Origin of the sequence: Xanthobacter pseudotagetidis (assembly GCF_043194795.2) — a bacterium.
Taxonomy (GTDB): Bacteria; Pseudomonadota; Alphaproteobacteria; order Rhizobiales; family Xanthobacteraceae; genus Xanthobacter; species Xanthobacter tagetidis_A.
In genome coordinates this window covers 705,214-723,770 of sequence record NZ_CM195534.1, presented here as the reverse complement: position 1 = coordinate 723,770, position 18,557 = coordinate 705,214, and the positions used below count along the sequence as shown (strand labels likewise).

The window sequence follows — 18,557 nt, the reverse complement described above, 5'->3', positions numbered from 1 at the left end:
ATGGCGTTGCAGCACCGTTGCTGCTAGAACCCGCGGCCTTGGAGGAGTTCCATGCGCACGGCTCAGATCGCCCGCGAGACCAAGGAGACGAAGATCGCCCTCACCGTCGCCCTCGACGGCAAGGGACGCTCGGACATTGCCACCGGCATCGGCTTCCTGGACCACATGCTCGACCTTCTGGCGCGGCACGCCCGCTTCGACCTGACGGTGAAGGCGGACGGCGATCTCCACGTGGACTTCCACCACACCACGGAAGACGTGGGCATCGCGCTGGGCCAGGCGTTCCGCAAGGCGCTCGGCGACATGCGCGGCATCACCCGCTACGCCGACGTGCTGATGCCCATGGACGAGACGCTGACCCGCGTCGCCATCGACATTTCCGGCCGGGCGTTCCTGGTGTTCCGCACCGAGTTCCCGGCGCAGAAGATCGGCGCGTTCGACACCGAGCTGGTGCGCGAGTTCTTCCAGGCCTTCGCTTCGAACGCCGGCGTGACGCTGCACGTGGAGACGCTCTACGGGGTGAACGCCCACCACATCGCCGAAAGCTGCTTCAAGGGCCTCGCCCGGGTGCTGCGCCAGGCGGTGGCCATCGATCCCACGGCGGCGGGCGAGGTGCCCTCCACCAAGGGCTCGCTCGGAAACTAGGAGCCGGCCATGGCCACCTGGAGCGTGCTGTCCCGCGTCGAGCCCGGCGAGAGCGCCGAGGTGGCGGCCGAGCGCGTCGCCTTCGTGCGGGAGAAGTTCTCGGTCGCGGCGCTGTTCCTCGCCCCGTTCGTGCTGCTGCGCTACCGCCTGTGGCTGCCCTTCCTCGCTTATGTGGCGGTGGCGGCCCTGCTCGGCTTCGTCACCGCCAAGGCCGGCATCTCGGGCACGGTCGCGTTCGTGGTGATGGCCGGCTTCCACGTGCTGCTCGGCTTCGAGCTGCCGTCGCTTCGGGTGCGCAAGCTCGCCCGTCGCGGCTTCGCCGAGGAAGGCGTCGTGGTGGCGCGCGACCGGGCGGAGGCGGAGCGGCGCTTCTTCGACGCCTGGACCGCGCGCCTGCCCGAGCGCCCGCGCCCGGCCGCCTTCGCGCCGTCCGAGCCGCCGCGCCATGCCGGCCCGGGCATCATAGGCAGCTTCCCGGGGGCCTACCCCCAATGACCGTCGCCGTCGTCGACTACAATTCCGGCAACCTGCACTCCGCCGCCAAGGCCATCGAGCGCGCCGCGCGCGAGGCCGGGCGCGAGCAGCCGGTCCTGGTCACCTCCGACCCGGACGTGGTGCGCCGCGCCGACCATATCGTCCTGCCGGGGGTCGGCGCCTTCGCCGACTGCCGCGCCGGGCTCGACGCCGTGCCGGGCATGGTGGAGGCGATGACGGAGGCGGTGAAGGAGAAGGGCCGGCCCTTCCTCGGCATCTGCGTCGGGCTCCAGCTCCTGGCCGAGCGCGGCCTGGAGCACGGCGTCACGGACGGCCTCGGCTGGATCCGCGGCGAGGTGGACCGCATCGCTCCTGCCGACCCAGCGCTGAAGATCCCGCACATGGGCTGGAACACGCTCCAGGTGGCGCGCGAGCACCCGCTGCTGGCGCACGTGCCCTCCGGCGAGGGCGGGCTGCACGCCTATTTCGTCCATTCCTACCACCTGAAGCCGGCCGACGGCCTCGACCTCGTCGCCACCACCGACTATGGCGGCACCATCACCGCCGTGGTGGCGAAGGACAACGTGGCCGGAACCCAGTTCCATCCCGAGAAGAGCCAGACCCTGGGCCTCGCGCTCCTCGCCAATTTCCTGAAGTGGCACCCGTGATCCTGTTTCCCGCCATCGACCTGAAGGACGGCCTCGCCGTGCGCCTGGAGCAGGGCGACATGGCGCGCGCGACCGTGTTCAACCGCGACCCCGCCGCCCAGGCCGCCGAGTTCGAGACCCTCGGCTTCCGCTATCTGCACCTCGTTGACCTCGACGGCGCCTTCGCCGGCAAGCCGGTGAACGCGGCCGCGGTGGAGCGCATCCTGGAGACGGTCTCGATCCCGGTGCAGCTCGGCGGCGGCATCCGCGACCTCGCGACCGTCGAGGCCTGGCTGGAGAAGGGCGTCACCCGCGTCATCCTCGGCACCGCCGCGGTGCGCGACCCCGACTTCGTGAAGGCGGCGGCGAAGGCCCATCCCGGCCGGGTGGCGGTGGGCCTCGACGCCCGCGACGGCTTCGTGGCGGTGGAAGGCTGGGCGGAGACCTCCAAGCTCTCGGCGGTGGAGATCGCCAGGCGCTTCGAGGATGCCGGCGTTTCCGCCATCATCTACACCGACATCGCCCGCGACGGCCTCTTGAAGGGCCTCAACATCGACGCCACCGTGGCGCTCGCCGAGGCGGTGGCGCTGCCGGTGATCGCCTCGGGGGGCCTCGCCTCGCTCAAGGACATCGAGGCGCTGCTGGAGCCCGCCGCCGCCAAGGTCTCAGGCGCCATCACCGGCCGCGCGCTCTATGACGGCCGGCTCGACGCCCGCGAGGCGCTGGCGCTGGTGGCGGGACGGTAGGCGCCATGCTGAAAGTCCGTGTCATCCCCTGCCTCGACGTCAAGGACGGCCGCGTGGTCAAGGGCGTCCAGTTCGTGGACCTGCGCGACGCCGGCGACCCGGTGGAGGCGGCGCGCGCCTACGACGCCGCCGGCGCCGACGAGCTCACCTTCCTCGACATCACCGCCAGCCACGAGAACCGCGGCACCATCCTCGACGTGGTGCGCCGCACCGCCGAGCAGTGCTTCATGCCGCTGACCGTGGGCGGCGGCGTGCGCACCGTGGACGACGTGCGCATCCTGCTGCATGCGGGCGCCGACAAGGTTTCCATCAACACCGCCGCCGTCAGCCGCCGCGCCTTCGTGGGCGAGGCGGCGGAGAAGTTCGGCGAGCAGTGCATCGTCGTCGCCATCGACGCCAAGAAGGTGTCGGCCGAGGGCGAGGAGGACCGCTGGGAGATCTTCACCCACGGCGGGCGCACCCCCACCGGCATCGACGCGATCCAGTACGCCCGCGAGGTGGTGGACCTCGGCGCCGGCGAGATCCTGCTCACCTCCATGGACCGGGACGGCACCGGCAAGGGCTTCGATTGCGCGCTCACCCGCGCGGTGTCGGATGCGGTGCACGTGCCGGTGATCGCCTCCGGCGGCGTGGGCACGCTCGACCACCTGGTGGACGGCATCCGCGAGGGCGGCGCCTCGGCGGTGCTGGCCGCCTCGATCTTCCATTTCGGCACCTTCACGGTGCGCGAGGCCAAGGAACACCTCAAGGAGGCCGGCCTGCCGGTGCGCCTCGATGTGTGAGTGCAGCCCCGTCTTTTCCCGCCCAGCGAGGATCGCATGAGCGCGCCCTTCACCCTCGCCGACCTGGAGCGGATCATCGCCGCGCGCGCCGCGGCCGACGCCGGCAGCTCCTACACCCGCTCGCTGCTGGACAAGGGCGTCGCCAAATGCGCCCAGAAGCTCGGCGAGGAGGCGGTGGAGACGGTGATCGCCGCCTTGTCCGCCCCCGACGAGGCGCTGATCGCCGAGAGCGCCGATCTGCTCTACCATCTGCTCGTGGTCCTGGCCGCGCGCGGCGTGACGCTTTCTGAGGTCGAGGCCGAGCTTGCCCGCCGCACCGGGCAGTCCGGCCTCGCCGAGAAGGCCGCCCGCAAGCCGGACTGAGACGGGAGCACGCCTTTCCCCATGGACCAGCGCATGGATCCCGCCCTTTCGCCCTACCGCACCTTCTCGCGCGAGGAATGGGCGGCGCTGCGCCGCGACACGCCGCTCACGCTGCGGCCGGAGGAGATCGAGCGCCTGCAGGGCCTCGGCGTCCACCTCTCCATCAAGGAGGTGGAGGAGATCTACCTGCCGCTCTCGCGCCTGCTCTCGCTCTATGTGGGGGCGACGCAGAAGCTGTTCCGCGCCATGAGCCACTTCCTCGACCAGCGCGAGCACGAGGCGAACGGCGAGGGCAAGGTGCCCTACATCATCGGCGTCGCCGGCTCGGTGGCGGTGGGCAAGTCCACCACCGCCCGCGTGCTCCAGGCGCTGCTCGCCCGCTGGCCCAACACGCCGAAGGTGGGCCTCGTCACCACCGACGGCTTCCTCCTGCCCAACGCCGTGCTCGACCGCGAGGGGCTGATGGAGAAGAAGGGCTTTCCGGAAAGCTACGACCTGCCGCTGCTGCTGCGCTTCCTCACCGACATCAAGGCCGGCCGCCGGCCGGTGCGCGCGCCGCTCTACTCGCATTTCTTCTACGACGTCATGCCAGACCAGACGGTGGAGGTGGAGCGGCCGGACATCCTCATCGTCGAGGGGCTGAACGTGCTCCAGACCACCCGCCCGCCGAAGGACGGCAAGGCGATCCCGTTCGTCTCCGACTTCTTCGACTTCTCGGTCTATATCGACGCCGACGAGGACGTGATCGAGCGCTGGTACGTGGAGCGCTTCATGCGGCTGCGGGAGACCGCGTTCAAGGACCCGCTCTCCTACTTCCACCGCTACTCGCAGCTGACCCAGGAGGAGGCGAACGCCACCGCGCTCGCCATCTGGCGGCGCACCAACCTGCCGAACCTGGTCGAGAACATCCTGCCCACCCGCCAGCGTGCCGACCTGATCCTGCGCAAGGCCGGCGATCACGAGGTGGCGGAGGTGAGCCTGCGGCGCCTGTGAGGGCCGAGGGCCTGTCCCGTGATGGGACGGGCGCACAGGAACGGTCCGAACGAGGTGGGAACGAACCGGGCGCGAATCGCCGGCCCGGCGTCTTTCTCCCTTTGTGCCGCGCTCCGCCGGCCGGATCGGACGGCCCGGCGCGCTCAGGGCGCCAGCGCGCCGCGCAGCGTCTCAAGGCGCGCGGCCATCGCCTCCGGCGCCATGGGCTCGCGCGCGCCGAAGCCGAAGACGGGCCCCGGCCAGGCGGCATCGCCGGGATTGCGCCCGATGACGTGCACGTGCAGCTGGCTGACCATGTTCCCCAGCGCCGCCACATTGAGCTTGGCGCAGCCCGAGGCCGCCTTCACCGCCGCCCCCACCGCCGCGATCTCCTCCATCAGCACCGCGCGGTCGGCGGCCGGAAGATCGAGGATCTCCACCAGGCCGTCCCGGCGGGGGATCAGCACCAGCCAGACGAAGCGCGCGTCGTCCACGAGGCGGACCTGACACAGGGGAAGCTCGGCGACCACCGGGCCGTCGCCCTCAAGACGCGGGTCGAGCGAAAAGGAAGCCATGGGCCGGGCCTCGGCAAGGTGGAGCGATCGGCGGCTTGATCGGCGATCATCCGCGTCCGATCAAGCCCCCCTGGGCCTTGGCCCGCCGGTGCGACACCCGATTCCGCCGGCCGGGTTGCCCCAGGCCCCCGTTGCGGCTAGGAAGCGCGAAACGCCGCGCGAAACGTCGAACCCGCGCGGCAGGGCCAAAGGGATGCACCGCTCCGCCAGCATGAGGATCGAGGACACCGGCGCCGCTCGCGGCGCCCTGTCCATGCGCCGGCGAAAATGACGCCCGCGCGGCAGGCGCCCCGCGCGCCCTTTCCAGAGCAAGCCCTCGATTCCCAATTTCAGTGAGAGAAAGGCACGAGCCATGGCTCGGCTGGTGATGAAGTTCGGCGGCACCTCGGTCGCCAACCTGGAGCGCATCCGCAACGTGGCGCGCCACGTGAAGCGCGAGGTGGAGGCCGGATACCAGGTGGCGGTGGTGGTCTCGGCCATGGCCGGCAAGACCAACGAGCTGGTGGCCTGGTGCAAGGAGGCCGCCCCGCTCTACGACGCGCGCGAATACGACGCCGTGGTCGCCTCCGGCGAGCAGGTGACGAGCGGCCTGCTCGCCATCGCGCTCCAGGAGATGGGCGTTCCGGCCCGCTCCTGGCAGGGCTGGCAGATCCCGATCCTCACCGACGACGCCCACGGCTCCGCCCGCATCCTGGAGATCGACGGCGCCGCGCTCGGGGCCTCGGTGGACGGCGGCGAGGTGGCGGTGATCGCCGGCTTCCAGGGCATGCACGCGGCCTCCGGCCGGCTCACCACGCTCGGCCGTGGCGGCTCGGACACCAGCGCGGTGGCGGTGGCGGCGGCGCTCGGCGCCGAGCGCTGCGACATCTATACCGACGTGGACGGCGTCTACACCACCGATCCGCGCGTGGTGCCGAAGGCGCGGCGGCTCGACCGCATCGCCTTCGAGGAGATGCTGGAGATGGCCTCGCTGGGGGCCAAGGTGCTCCAGGTGCGCTCGGTCGAGCTCGCCATGGTGCACAATGTGCGCACGTTCGTGCGCTCCAGCCTCGTCGACCCCGACGCGCCGGAGATGGCGCACGTCGAGACCGCGGGCACGCTCATCTGCGACGAGGAGGAGATCGTGGCAAACCAGATGGAATCGCAGGTGGTCACCGGCATCGCCTTCGCCAAGGACGAGGCCCAGGTCTCCATCCGCCGGGTGGCGGACAAGCCCGGCATCGCCGCCGCCGTGTTCGGCCCGCTCGCCGAGGCCCATATCAACGTGGACATGATCGTCCAGAACGTCTCGGCGGACGGCTTCACCGACATCACCTTCACCGTCCCTTCCGCCGATTTCGAGCGCGCCAAGGCGGTGCTGGAAGGCGCGCGGGCGCAGGTCGGCTACCAGGCGCTCGAAGGCGCGATGGAGGTCACCAAGGTCTCGGTGATCGGCATCGGCATGCGCTCGCACGCCGGCGTCGCCGCCAAGGCGTTCGAGGCGCTCGCGGCCAAGGGCATCAACATCCGCGCCATCACCACGTCCGAGATCAAGATCTCGATCCTGATCGATGCGGCCTATACCGAGCTTGCGGTGCGGACTCTCCATTCGCTATACGGGCTCGACAGCTGAGAGCGGACAGGCGGGGGCGCGCCGTTCACTGAAATCCCCGCGGGTTTCCCGCCAACCTTGAGGATGCGGCCGATGCGTGGCGCGCTCGGCGGCCCCCGCGTGCTGCTCCGCCGCCTCCGCGAGGTGATGGCGGAGCCGGTCAGCGCGCAGGACCGCCTCGACAAGATCGTTGTGCTCATCGCCGCCAACATGGTCGCGGAGGTGTGCTCGGTCTACGTGCTGCGCGTCGATCAGACCCTTGAGCTGTACGCCACCGAAGGCCTGAACCGGGACGCGGTTCACTTGACCGTCATGCGGGTGGACGAGGGCCTCGTCGGCCACGTGGCGCGCGAGGCCGAATCCCTGGCGCTCTCCGACGCTCAGGCCCATCCCGAGTTCGCCTACCGCCCGGAGACGGGCGAGGAGATCTACAACTCCTTCCTCGGCGTGCCGATCCTGCGCGGCGGCAACACGCTGGGCGTGCTGGTGGTGCAGAACCGGGCGCGGCGCACCTACACGGAAGAGGAGATCGAGGCGCTCCAGACCACCGCCATGGTGCTGGCGGAGATGATCGCCTCGGGCGAGCTGACCGCGCTCGCCAAGCCCGGCGCCGAGCCCGCCATCCGCCGCCCCGTGCACCTGAAGGGCGTGCCGCTCGCCGACGGGCTCGGGCTCGGCTACGTGGTGCTGCACGAGCCGCGCATCAAGGTGACGAACGTCATCGCCGACGACGTGATGAAGGAGACCGAGCGGCTCGACGCCGCCATCGGCAAGCTGCGCCACGCCATCGACGCCATGCTGGAGGACGACGGGCTGTCCAAGGCCGGCGAGCATCGCGACATCCTCGAAGCCTACCGCATGTTCGCCCACGACCGGGGCTGGATGCACAAGATGCGCGAGGCGGTGCTCTCGGGCCTCACCGCCGAGGGCGCGGTGGAGCGCGTGCAGTCGGACACCCGCGCCCGCATGATGCGCGCCTCCGACCCCTATCTGCGCGAGCGCCTGCACGACCTCGACGACCTCGCCAACCGCCTGCTGCGCGAATTGACCGGCCGCGGCCGCGGCATGGAGCGCGAGGCGCTGCCCGAGAACGCCATCCTGGTCGCCCGCAACATGAGCCCGGCGGCACTCCTGGACTACGACCGCGCACGCATCCGCGGCCTGGTGCTGGAGGAGGGCGGCACCACCAGCCACGTCACCATCGTCGCCCGCGCGCTCGGCATCGCCGCGGTGGGCCAGGTGGAGAACGCCGCCGGCCTCGCCGACCAGGGCGACCCGGTCATCGTCGACGGCCAGGCCGGCGAGGTGCACCTGCGCCCGCCCGGCGACGTGGAGGAGGCCTATGCCGAGAAGGTGCGCTACCGCGCCCGCCGGCAGGCCCAGTACGCGGCGCTGCGCACCCGTCCGTCCGTGACCAAGGACGGCTTGCATATCGATCTGCACCTCAATGCCGGCCTGCTGGTGGACCTGCCCCATATCGCCGAGACCGGCGCCTCGGGCATCGGCCTGTTCCGGACCGAGCTCCAGTTCATGATCGCCTCCACCTTCCCGCGCATCTCGGAGCAGCTGAAGCTCTACCGGGCGGTGCTGGACGCGGCGGGCGAGCGGCCGGTGACCTTCCGCACCCTCGACATCGGCGGCGACAAGGTGCTGCCCTACATGCGGGCGGTGGAGGAGGAGAACCCGGCGCTGGGCTGGCGCGCCATCCGCCTCGGCCTCGACCGGCCGGGCCTCCTGCGCTCCCAGGTGCGCGCGCTGCTGCGCGCCGGCGCCGGGCGCGAGCTGCGGGTGATGTTTCCGATGGTGGCGGCGGTGGAGGAGTTCGACCACGCCCGCGCCATCGTCGAGCGCGAGCTGACCCATCTGCGCAAGCACGGCCACGGGCTGCCGGACCGGGTGTTCGTCGGCGCCATGGTGGAGGTGCCCTCGCTGCTGTTCCAGCTGGACGAGATCCTGGCGCGGGCCGACTTCCTCTCCGTGGGCTCGAACGACCTGGTGCAGTTCCTCTATGCCGCCGACCGCTCCAACATGCGGGTCGCCGACCGGTTCGACCCGCTGTCGGCGCCGGCGCTGCGCGCCTTCCGCATGGTGGCGGAGGCGGGATCGCGCCACGGCAAGCCGATCACGCTGTGCGGGGAATTGGCCTCGCGGCCGCTGGAGGCGGTGGCGCTCGCCGCGCTCGGCTATCGCTCGCTCTCGGTCTCGCCCGCCTCCATCGGCCCGGTGAAGGCGACGCTGCTGGAGCTGGACGTGGCGGCGGCGCGCAAGGTCCTGCTGCCGCTGCTCGACGATCGCACCGGCACGGTCGACATCCGCGCCACGCTCAGGGCGTTCGCCCTGGCGAGCGGGCTCGCGCTATAAGCGGCCGATGAGCACCCTGCCGCTTGCCAAGCTCGACCAGTTGGTCGCGCGCCATGCCGAGATCGAGGCCGCCCTCGCCCAGGGCGCGACTGGCGAGGACATCGCCCGGCTCGGCCGCGAGTTTTCCGATCTGTCACCGGTCGTGGCGCAGGTCAGGGCGCTGAGGGCGGCCGAGCGCGGCCTCGCCGACGCGCGCGAGCTGACCGCCGAGGGCGATCCGGAGATGCGCGCCCTCGCCGAGGGCGAGGTGGAGCGCCTTCACGCCCGCATCGAGGAGCTGACCCGAGAGGTGCGCCTCGCGCTCCTGCCCAAGGACGCCATGGACGAGCGCGGCGTGATCCTCGAGGTGCGCGCCGGAACCGGCGGCGACGAGGCGGCCCTGTTCGCCGGCGACCTCTACCGCATGTATGCCCGCTACGCCGCCGAGAAGGGCTGGAGCGTCGAGGTGCTGTCGGAAAGCGAGGGCACCATGGGCGGCTTCAAGGAGATCGTCGCCGCCGTCCACGGGCGCGGCGCCTATGCCCGCCTCAAGTTCGAGAGCGGCGTCCACCGGGTGCAGCGCGTTCCCGCCACCGAGGCCGGCGGGCGCATCCACACCTCCGCCGCCACCGTCGCGGTGCTGCCGGAGGCGGAGGAGGTGGACCTGGAGGTGGACGAGGCCGACCTGCGCATCGACGTGTTCCGCGCCCAGGGCGCCGGCGGCCAGCACGTCAACAAGACCGAGAGCGCGGTGCGCATCACCCATCTGCCCACCAACACCGTGGTGGTGGTGCAGGACGAGCGCTCCCAGCACCGCAACAAGGCGCGCGCCATGGCGCTGCTGCGCGCACGCCTTTTGGACGAGGAGCGCCAGCGCCAGGAGGCGGGCCGCGCCGCCGAGCGCAGGGGCCAGGTGGGCTCCGGCGACCGCTCCGAGCGCATCCGCACCTACAACTTCCCGCAGGGGCGGGTGACCGACCACCGCATCAACCTCACGCTCTACAAGCTCGAGGAGGTGATCGCCGGCACCGCGCTCGACGAGATCGTCGACGCGCTGGTCACCGAGCACCAGGCGGCGCTGATGGCGGCCGCAGACGAAGCGTGAGCCGACGTCGAGGGAGCCGAGCACCATGGGCGACGACGCCCCCACGACCTTCGGCGCGCTGCGGCGCGCCATGGCCGGCCGCCTGAAGGCCGCCGGCATCGCCGCCGCCGATACCGAGGCGCGCCTGCTCCTGTGCGCGGCGGCGCAGCTCGAGCCGGCGCAGGTCCTCGCCCGCGCCGCCGACCGCCCGGAGCCGGCCGCGCGGAGCCGCGCCGAAACCTTCCTGGCCCGGCGGCTCGCCGGCGAGCCAGTCTCCCGCATCCTCGGGCGGCGGGAGTTCTGGAGCCTGGACTTCGCGCTTTCCCCCGAGACCCTGGTGCCGCGCCCGGACACCGAGACCGTGGTGGAGGCGGCGCTCGCCGCCATCGCCGATCGTGCCGCCGGGCTGCGCATCCTGGATCTCGGCACCGGCTCCGGCGCCATCCTCGCGGCGCTGCTCAAGGAGCTGCCGAACGCCTTCGGCATCGGCGTGGACCTGTCGGAGGGCGCGGCCCGCACCGCTTGCGACAATCTGGCGCGCCTCGGCCTCGCCGGCCGCGCGCGGCTGGCGGTCGGGCGCTGGGGCGAGGCGCTGTCGGGCGCCTTCGACCTGATGGTCTCCAATCCGCCCTACATTGCCACCGCGGACCTCCCCGGCCTCGAGCCCGAGGTGCGCCTGCACGACCCGGGGCTCGCCCTCGACGGCGGCCCGGACGGCCTGGACGCCTACCGCGCCATCGCCCGGGAGGCGCGCCGCCTGCTCATTCCGGGCGGTATTTTGGTGCTTGAGCTGGGAATCGGCCAGGAACCGCCCGTGGCACGGCTGCTGCGCGAGGCAAAGCTTGAAATCACCGGCCCCGCGCGGGCCGACCTCGCTGGCATTCCCCGTGCCCTCGCCGCGCGCAAATCGTGAGCCAGCACAGATTTAGGCGAAAGCGGGGCAGCGGCGGCCGGGAAAAAAACGCTTGGATCGGGCGAGGGAACTGGCTAGTGTCCTTTTCAGGAATCGAGCCGAGGTACCTGCCCAGAGGGGCGGTGCGGGCTTCCGAAATCTCGTAGGGACGTTTCGGACGCCATGGAGGATCGTGGTCGATGGCGCGCGAACGCTGCGCCCGTGCAATCCTCTCGCGGAACGATCGTTTCACCGGGTAAGACGCGCTCCGGCATGAGGCCGTGACGCGGTGTGTCAGATTGGGCGGCCGCGCCGGAGGCGCGGATCGGGGCTCGATGATCGGACTGATCCTGAACTCTTAAGGGCACTTCCGCATGCTCACCGGCGCGGGCGCCAACGGGCGCAGGACCGCGCGCGCAACATCCATGTTTCCGGTTCGGCGCCGCTCGGCCGCGACGCGAACCGGCAGGTCCCGTAACCCAGGCCGCATCGCCCCGAGATTCGAAAAAGATCCGGCGCGGACGGCGGAGTGAACGCCGAGCGAGTAGAGAACGATCACGATGAGAAATGGTCAGCAGAAGCGCATGCGCGGCCGGAACAACAACAACCGGCGCGGATCCAATCCGCTTACGCGTGTCTATGAATCGAACGGGCCCGACGTGAAGGTCCGCGGCACCGCCCACCACATCGCCGAAAAGTACCAGCAGCTCGCGCGCGACGCCCAGTCCTCCGGCGACCCGGTGGCGGCCGAGAACTACCTGCAGCACGCCGAGCACTATCTGCGCCTCATCGCCTCGCTCCAGGGCCAGTTCGGTCCCCAGCCCGGCTTCGGCCGCGAAGAGGATGGCGACGACGAGGAGATGGACGACGTTTCCGCGCTCGATGCGCCGCAGCCCTTCACGCAGCGCGGCGGCGATCAGCAGCCCTATCCGCAGCGCGAGGGCCGCGAAGGCCGGGACAATCGCGAGGGGCGCGACAACCGCGAGGGCCGGCAGCCGCGCGAGGGCCGCAATGGCTTCCGCCGCAACCGCGACGACAACGGCGGCGAGGGCTACCAGCCGCGCGAGGCACGCGACAACCGCGAACCGCGGGAACCGCGGGAACCGCGCGAGCCTCGGGAAGGCCGCGAGCCGCAGGAGAGCCGCGAGTTCCGCAGCCCGCGGCCGCCGCGCGGCGAGGAGGACGCGCCCCGCCCGGCGCGTGCCGCTCGCGAGCCCGCGCGCGAGGACGAGGAGCAGATCATCGGCCTGCCTTCCTTCATCACCGGTGCCGGCATGGCCAAGGAAGCTCCGAAGGATGCGGCCAAGGACCAGCCCGAGCGCGAGGTTGCGCCCGAGGAGGCCGCCGATGCCGGTGACGGCGAGGCCCGCCTCGGTCGGCGGCGGCGGCGCTATCGCTCCCGCACCGATCGTGCCGAGGGAGCTGACGAGGGCGGTGAGGCGGTGTCCGGCGAGGGCGCTGGCGCGCAGCAGCCGCTGTTCAACGACTGAGACCGAGCGCCCGAGGGCGCTGCCTCTTCCGATGCGAGAAGGCCCCGGCGACGGGGCCTTTTCTTTTGTCCGCGCCCGCCGTGCGCGCGGCGCGGCGCGGCCGTTCCCGGCGCGCCGGCCGTGCTCTGCCCGCCTTGCCTCGCGCCATGAGCCGTGCGACCGTCGCCTTCCCCGCTTCTGGAACGCCGGCATCCGTCTCCATGTCCTTTGCTCGGTCCTCCGCCCGTCCCGAACTCGGGCCCTGGCCCGCCCTCGGCTATGTGGGAAGCCCGCTCGACCGCGCCGCGCAGCTGAGGCCCCAGGGCGACGATCTGGCGCGCGCGCCGGATGCCCGGGCCTATCTGCTGGGCGGGGAACTGGTGGCGATGAGAGGCGACGACGCCGAGGCCGATCCGCTGTTCGGTGCGGCCGACGCCGAGGCCTGGGCGCGCGGGAGCCCGGTGTTCCTCGGTCTCGCCGAGGGCGCGCCACGCGCCGCCTTCGCGTTCGACCCCGCCCGGCGCGAGGAGATGGAGGCGGCGGGCCTGCTGGTCACGGACCTGCGCTCCATGGCCGTGCGGGGGCTCGTCGGCCCGGAGCATCTCGGGCCCATCGCCTGCGGCAAGGCGCTCCTCGGCTGGCACCGCCGGCACGGCTACTGCGCCAATTGCGGCGGCACCACCACCATCATCGAAGGCGGCTGGCGGCGCGACTGCCCCTCCTGCGGCGCCCAGCACTTCCCCCGCACCGACCCGGTGGTGATCATGCTCACCGCCCACGGCGAGGAATGCCTGCTCGGCCGCCAGTCCCAGTTCGCGCCGGGCATGTGGTCCTGCCTCGCGGGCTTCGTCGAGCCCGGGGAAAGCATCGAGGAGGCGGTGCGGCGCGAGACGCTGGAAGAGGCCGGCATCACCACCGGCCGCGTCACCTACCGCGCCTGCCAGCCCTGGCCGTTCCCCATGTCGCTGATGATCGGCTGCCTCGCCGAGGCCACCTCGCGCGACATCAGCATCGATCCGGGCGAGCTGGAGGCCGCGCGCTGGTTCGGCAGGGACGAGGTGGCCCAGATGCTTGCGCGCGCCCATCCGGACGGCCTGTTCGCCCCGCCCCCGGTCGCCATCGCGCACCACCTCATCCGCGCCTTCCTTGAGGGTGCGCGTGCCTGAGGCTCAGCACGCCGCGGGCGGCGGCCGCCACCATCCGCACGGCGCCCCGCCGCGCCGGTCGCTGGCGCAGCGTCTCGCGGCCCTGGTGTTCGACGATCCCGGCCACGGGCCGCGCATCCACCGCCGCCCGGCGAGCCTCGTCTACGGGCTGAACGACAAGGTGCCGGTTCCCTCGCTGGTGCCGCTTGCGCTCCAGCATGCCATGCTGGCGCTCACCTTCCTGATCTATCCGGTGCTCGCCGCCACCGAGGCGGGGCTCTCGGCGCGCGAGACCTCGGCCATGCTCTCCGCCTGCGCCATGTCCATGGGCCTCGCCACCGTGCTGCAGTGCGCGCGCACGCGCTTCGGCTCCGGCTACCTGGCGGTCCACATCCCGGCCCCGGGCGCCATTCCGCTGGCGGTGCAGGCGCTGTCCCTGGGCGGCATGGGGCTTCTGGCGGCCACCACCTTCCTGGTCGGCGTGTGCCAGCTCGGCATGGCCCGCCTGGTGCGTCCATTGCGGGTGGTGCTGCCGCCGGAGGTGTGCGGCGTCGCCGTCACCATGCTCGGCATCTCGCTCGCCGGGCCGGCGCTCCGGCGGGCGCTCGGCATGGAAGGGGCGGCGCTCGCACCGTCGGAGAACGCGCTGCTGGTAAGTCTCACCACCCTGTGCCTCATCGTCGGCGTGGCGGTGTTCACGCCGAAGCGGCTGAAGCTGTTCGCGGTGTTCGTCGGCGCCTGCGCCGGCTGGGCGCTCGCCGGCGCGCTCGGAGCGACCCCGGCGGGCTCGGCCAACCGCATCGCCGCCGCCGCCTGGATGGCGCTGCCGGAGGTCCACCTGCCGGCCCTGCGCCTCGATCCGTCGCTGTTTCCGCTGGTGGCGCTGCTGGTGGTGATGAACCTCGTGGACGTGCTCTCGGTGACGGTGTCGCTGGAGAAGATGAACGACGCCGACTGGCGCCGCGCCGACATGCGCGCGGCGCAGCGCGCGGTGACCGCCTGCGGCATCGGCAACATGCTGAACGGCCTCGCCTCCGGCTTCCAGGCCGGGCTGTCCTCCTCCTCCGTGGGCCTCGCCTTCGCCACCCAGGCCACGGCGCGGGTGATCGGCATCGTCGCCGGCGGCCTCATCTTCGCCACCGCCTTCTTCCCCAAGGCGATCGTCGCGCTCACGCTGATCCCCTCGCCGGTGATCGGCGGCATCCTGCTCTACACCTCCGCCTATCTGGTGGTGGCGGGCATGGATCTCATCACCTCGCGCCGGCTGTCGGAGCGACGGGTGTTCGTGGTCGGGCTCTCGGTGCTGGCGGGCCTGTCCATCGTCTTCCTGCCGCTGCGCGACCAGCTGCCGGATGCCTTGCGCCCGCTGTTCTCCACCCCGCTCACCGTGGGCGCGTGCTGCGCCATCGCTCTGAACCTGCTGTTCCGGATCGGCATCGCCAAGGACGCGGCCTTGAGGCTCGACCCGTCCGCCGGCGCGTTCGAGGCGATGCGGAACTTCCTGGAACGGCAGGGCGACCTGTGGGGCGCGCGGCGCGACGTGGTGGCCGCCGCCATCCCGGTCGCCGCCCAGGCGCTGGAGATCCTCGCCGACAGCGGCATCGCCGAGGGCGAGGTGGAGGTGCGCGCCCGCTTCGACGAGACCCATCTCGATGTCGAGGTGCTCTATGAGGGCGAGGTGATGGAGGCGCCGAAGGAGCGCCCGTCGCCGGAAGCCCTGTTCGGCGACGCCAGGGAGGTGGCGGCGTTCGGCGCCTACATGCTCAAGCAGCTGGGCGAGCACGTGAAGTTCGGCCGCGCCGGTGACCGCGCCCGCATCACCCTGCGCTTCGACCACTGAGCGGCGGCCGGAGGCCTCAGAACGCCTCGTCGCCCGCCTTCAGCCCGGCGCGGAACGGGCTCGCCGCATAGACGCCGAGGATGCGCATCTCGCGCGAGAAGAAGGCCAGCTCCTCCAGCGCCAGCTTCACCGAACGATCATCCGGGTGGCCGTCCACGTCGGCATAGAACTGGGTGGCGGTGAAGTGGCCGTCCATCTGGTAGGATTCGAGCTTGGTCATGTTCACGCCGTTGGTGGCGAAGCCGCCCAGCGCCTTGTAGAGCGCGGCCGGCACGTTGCGCACCCGGAACACGAAGGTGGTCACCACCGGGCCGTTGCCGGCGGGCGCCCATTCCCCTTCCCGCGACAGGATGACGAAGCGCGTGGTGTTGTGCGCCTCGTCCTCGATGTTCTCGGCCAGGATGTCGAGGCCGTAGATCTCCGCCGCGAGGCGCGAGGCGATGGCGGCGCGTGTCAGATCGGCGGCCTCCGCGATCTCGCGCGCCGATCCGGCGGTGTCGGCGCCGATGACCGGGACGAGGGCGAGCTCGCGGATCGCCCGGCGGCACTGGCCGAGCGCCATCACGTGGCTCTGCACGGTCTTGATGATGGAGAGGCTCGCGCCCTTCACCGCCATCAGCTGATGCGAGAGCGGCAGGAAGAACTCACCGACGATGTTGAGCGTCGAGCGCGGCATCAGGTGGTGGATGTCGGCAACGCGCCCCGCCACCGAATTCTCGATCGGGATCATGCCGAGGTCCGCCGTCCCGTTCTCCACCAGGGCGAACGCGTCCTCGAAGGTGGCGCAGGGCACCGCCTCGAAATCGGGGAACGCCTCGCGGCAGGCGATGTGGGAATTGGCTCCCGGCTCGCCCTGGAAGGTGATGCGGCGGCTCATGACTTCAGGTCCTCGTGACACGCTGTCGATCGGCGCGCCGGGGCGCGACCGCGCCTTATCCTCCCGCCGCCGCCTCCTGCGCAAGCAGCAGACGCGCGCGCTCCAGGTGCTCGGGGGTGTCGACGCCCAGCGGCACCGCGTCCACCACCGCCACGTCAATCCGCATGTCGGCCTCGAGCGCGCGCAGCTGCTCCAGCTTCTCGCGCTGCTCCAGCGGCGAGGGCGGCAGGGCGACGAAGCGCGCGAGCGCGGCCCGGCGATAGGCGTAGAGGCCGATGTGATGGTAGAGCGGCCCTTCGCCATAAGGCGCGGTGGCGCGGGTGAAATAGAGCGCCCGCAGCAGTCCGTCCTTGCCGGGCGAGCCCACCACCTTCACCACGTTCGGATCGGTGCGCTCCTCCTCCCGCGCGATCTCGACGGCGAGGGTGGCGATGTCCACCGCCGGCTCGGCCAGCGGGACGAGCGCGCTGCGGATGGTGTCCGGGGCGATGGTGGGCAGGTCGCCCTGCACGTTGACGACGATCTCCACCTCGCCTGCGGGATCGAGCCGGCCGAGCGCTTCGAAGATGCGGTCCGAGCCCGAGGGGTGGTCGGCGCGGGTCATCACCGCCTCGAAGCCGGCGGCGCGCACCGCGTCGGCGATCTCCGCCGCGTCGGTCGCCACCGCCACCCGGCCGATGCCGGCTGCGACCGCACGCCGCGCCACCTCGACGATCATGGGCCGTCCGCCCACGTCCGCCAGCGGCTTGCCCGGCAGGCGGCTCGCCGCCATGCGCGCGGGAATGAGCACCAGGACTCGGGGCGACGGCATGGCGGAAGACCCTCACGGCAGCGCGCGAAAAAGCCGCGCGGAAAGCGGCATTGGGGCGCGCCTTATACGGGTTGCGCCCTCCCGATCAAAGTGCTTAGTGTCCCAGCCGGTGCGTGGAAAGGGCTGCGCGCCGTCTAACGATATGCCATGCGGCATGCCGCGCCACCGGGCGGCGGCGGTCCGCGCGATCAACCGGCCTCGACGCGGCCGGCACCGAAGGGCGAAGCGCCGATGGACAGTTTTGAATTGAACAAGATCGCAGGTGCTGTTCTGGGCACGCTGACGCTGACCCTCGGCCTCGGCATCGTCTCCGAGATCCTGTTCGCGCCGCAGGCCCCGGCGAAGCCCGGCTTCGACATCGTGGTGAACGAGGGCGCCTCCGGCGCCGCCGAGGCCCCCAAGGCGGCGGCGGTCCCGATCGAGCAGCTGTTCGCCACCGCTTCCGTGGAGAAGGGTGCGAACGTCGCCAAGAAGTGCGCCGCCTGCCACAACTTCGCCGAGGGCGCCGGCGCCAAGGTCGGTCCGGACCTCTACGCCGTGGTGGGCCGCGCCGTGGCGAGCGCGCCGGGCTTCGCCTATTCGGCCGCCATGAAGGCCAAGGGCGGCGAGTGGACGCCGCAGGCGCTCAACCACTTCCTCATCAACCCCAAGGCCGACATCCCCGGCACCGCCATGGCGTTCGCGGGCATCGCGAAGGAGACCGAGCGGGCGGACCTGATCGCCTATCTCAACTCGCTTTCGCACGATCCCAAGCCGCTGCCGACCGCCGCCGCCGCGCCGGCCACGCCGCCGGAGACCAAGGCCAACTGACGGACCGGCGCCGCTTTCACGCAGTTGTCACCTTCGGGAACATCAAGGGCCGGCCCATCGGGGACCGGCCCTTTTCTTGTCTTGGTGCCATCTCGCGGTGATCCGGCGGGCGCGCCGTGGCCCGGTTTTCACGCCGCAGCCGGCCAACGTTGCCAACACGTCATGTTTCAGCCGTCGCCGCAGGCGCCATAATCGGTTATCCCGGTCCTTCCAAGAGGACTTTCCGGAGTTGCCGATGTCCGTTATGCCCCACCGTCTTCCCCGCCCGGCACTGACATCCCTTCTGGCGGCGGCCGCCCTTTCGGTCGCGCTTGTTCTGGGGGCAGGCGGAGACGCAAGGGCGCAACAGGATCCGCCGGCGGCGGCGCCGACCGCGCAGCCGGAGCCCACCACGCCGGCGCAGGAGGCTCCAAAGGCGGAGGTCCCTCAGGCGGAGCCCACGCCTCCCGCGGCCGCGCCTGCCGCCGCGCCAACGCCGGCGCCGACGTTCCGCC

The 18,557-nt window shown here is 71.7% G+C and carries 18 protein-coding genes; 15 read left to right on the top strand and 3 right to left on the bottom strand.

Going from position 1 to position 18,557, the window contains the following annotated elements; all coding sequences use genetic code 11:
• The first annotated feature begins 51 nt into the window (after positions 1–51).
• Genes hisB through coaA form a run of 7 tightly spaced genes read left to right on the top strand, consistent with a single transcriptional unit; the run spans position 52 to position 4,650 of the window.
• Complete coding sequence (gene hisB, locus V5F67_RS03285) at positions 52–645, top strand: imidazoleglycerol-phosphate dehydratase HisB (RefSeq protein WP_394021144.1); 594 nt, start codon at positions 52–54, stop codon at positions 643–645.
• Positions 646–654: 9 nt separating this feature from the next.
• Positions 655–1,140 carry a DUF2628 domain-containing protein gene (locus V5F67_RS03280; RefSeq protein WP_394021143.1) on the top strand — a complete coding sequence of 162 codons (486 nt, stop codon included), beginning with the start codon at positions 655–657 and terminating at the stop codon, positions 1,138–1,140.
• Positions 1,137–1,787: an imidazole glycerol phosphate synthase subunit HisH gene (gene hisH, locus V5F67_RS03275; RefSeq protein ID WP_394021142.1), complete on the top strand. Its 651-nt coding sequence runs from the start codon at positions 1,137–1,139 to the stop codon at positions 1,785–1,787. The genes V5F67_RS03280 and hisH overlap by 4 nt, the downstream gene beginning before the upstream one ends.
• A complete protein-coding gene (hisA, locus tag V5F67_RS03270) occupies positions 1,775–2,512 on the top strand; it encodes a 1-(5-phosphoribosyl)-5-[(5-phosphoribosylamino)methylideneamino]imidazole-4-carboxamide isomerase (RefSeq protein ID WP_394021141.1) in 738 nt (245 codons plus the stop codon). The genes hisH and hisA overlap by 13 nt, the downstream gene beginning before the upstream one ends.
• A gap of 5 nt (positions 2,513–2,517) precedes the next feature.
• Positions 2,518–3,294 (top strand): imidazole glycerol phosphate synthase subunit HisF, encoded by a 777-nt coding sequence (gene hisF / locus V5F67_RS03265; protein ID WP_394021140.1) that lies wholly within the window; start codon positions 2,518–2,520, stop codon positions 3,292–3,294.
• Between the two features lie 36 nt (positions 3,295–3,330).
• The gene (locus V5F67_RS03260; RefSeq protein ID WP_394021139.1) at positions 3,331–3,657 is read left to right on the top strand and encodes a phosphoribosyl-ATP diphosphatase; all 327 of its coding nucleotides are present in this window, start codon (positions 3,331–3,333) and stop codon (positions 3,655–3,657) included.
• A gap of 21 nt (positions 3,658–3,678) precedes the next feature.
• Positions 3,679–4,650, top strand: coding sequence for a type I pantothenate kinase (gene coaA, locus V5F67_RS03255; protein WP_394021138.1), 972 nt, complete (start codon positions 3,679–3,681; stop codon positions 4,648–4,650).
• A gap of 143 nt (positions 4,651–4,793) precedes the next feature.
• Here the strand turns inward: coaA and V5F67_RS03250 are convergent, their stop codons facing one another.
• Entirely contained in the window at positions 4,794–5,204 is a 411-nt protein-coding gene (locus V5F67_RS03250) for an HIT domain-containing protein (protein ID WP_394021137.1), read from the bottom strand.
• Between the two features lie 352 nt (positions 5,205–5,556).
• Between V5F67_RS03250 and V5F67_RS03245 the strand changes: the two genes are divergently transcribed.
• The 7 genes from V5F67_RS03245 (at position 5,557) to V5F67_RS03215 (ending at position 15,565) form a co-directional block, all read left to right on the top strand.
• Positions 5,557–6,816: an aspartate kinase gene (locus V5F67_RS03245; RefSeq protein ID WP_394021136.1), complete on the top strand. Its 1,260-nt coding sequence runs from the start codon at positions 5,557–5,559 to the stop codon at positions 6,814–6,816.
• A gap of 72 nt (positions 6,817–6,888) precedes the next feature.
• Positions 6,889–9,156, top strand: coding sequence for a phosphoenolpyruvate--protein phosphotransferase (gene ptsP / locus V5F67_RS03240; RefSeq protein ID WP_394021135.1), 2,268 nt, complete (start codon positions 6,889–6,891; stop codon positions 9,154–9,156).
• A gap of 7 nt (positions 9,157–9,163) precedes the next feature.
• Positions 9,164–10,240, top strand: coding sequence for a peptide chain release factor 1 (prfA, locus tag V5F67_RS03235; protein WP_394021134.1), 1,077 nt, complete (start codon positions 9,164–9,166; stop codon positions 10,238–10,240).
• Between the two features lie 25 nt (positions 10,241–10,265).
• On the top strand, positions 10,266–11,132 hold the full coding sequence (prmC, locus tag V5F67_RS03230; RefSeq protein ID WP_394021133.1) for a peptide chain release factor N(5)-glutamine methyltransferase: 867 nt from the start codon (positions 10,266–10,268) through the stop codon (positions 11,130–11,132).
• 563 nt (positions 11,133–11,695) lie between these two features.
• Positions 11,696–12,601, top strand: coding sequence for a DUF4167 domain-containing protein (locus V5F67_RS03225; protein WP_394021132.1), 906 nt, complete (start codon positions 11,696–11,698; stop codon positions 12,599–12,601).
• Between the two features lie 200 nt (positions 12,602–12,801).
• Positions 12,802–13,746: an NAD(+) diphosphatase gene (gene nudC, locus V5F67_RS03220; RefSeq protein ID WP_394021131.1), complete on the top strand. Its 945-nt coding sequence runs from the start codon at positions 12,802–12,804 to the stop codon at positions 13,744–13,746.
• Complete coding sequence (locus V5F67_RS03215) at positions 13,739–15,565, top strand: uracil-xanthine permease family protein (protein WP_394021130.1); 1,827 nt, start codon at positions 13,739–13,741, stop codon at positions 15,563–15,565. The genes nudC and V5F67_RS03215 overlap by 8 nt, the downstream gene beginning before the upstream one ends.
• 16 nt (positions 15,566–15,581) lie before the next feature.
• Here the strand turns inward: V5F67_RS03215 and V5F67_RS03210 are convergent, their stop codons facing one another.
• Both V5F67_RS03210 and V5F67_RS03205 read right to left on the bottom strand, forming a co-directional pair.
• The gene (locus tag V5F67_RS03210) at positions 15,582–16,442 is read right to left on the bottom strand and encodes a prephenate dehydratase (protein WP_394021129.1); all 861 of its coding nucleotides are present in this window, start codon (positions 16,440–16,442) and stop codon (positions 15,582–15,584) included.
• A 55-nt stretch (positions 16,443–16,497) separates the two neighbouring features.
• Positions 16,498–17,253: a 3-deoxy-manno-octulosonate cytidylyltransferase gene (locus tag V5F67_RS03205; protein WP_394021128.1), complete on the bottom strand. Its 756-nt coding sequence runs from the start codon at positions 17,251–17,253 to the stop codon at positions 16,498–16,500.
• Positions 17,254–17,484: 231 nt separating this feature from the next.
• Between V5F67_RS03205 and V5F67_RS03200 the strand changes: the two genes are divergently transcribed.
• A complete protein-coding gene (locus V5F67_RS03200; RefSeq protein WP_394021127.1) occupies positions 17,485–18,063 on the top strand; it encodes a c-type cytochrome in 579 nt (192 codons plus the stop codon).
• Positions 18,064–18,557: the final 494 nt, after the last annotated feature.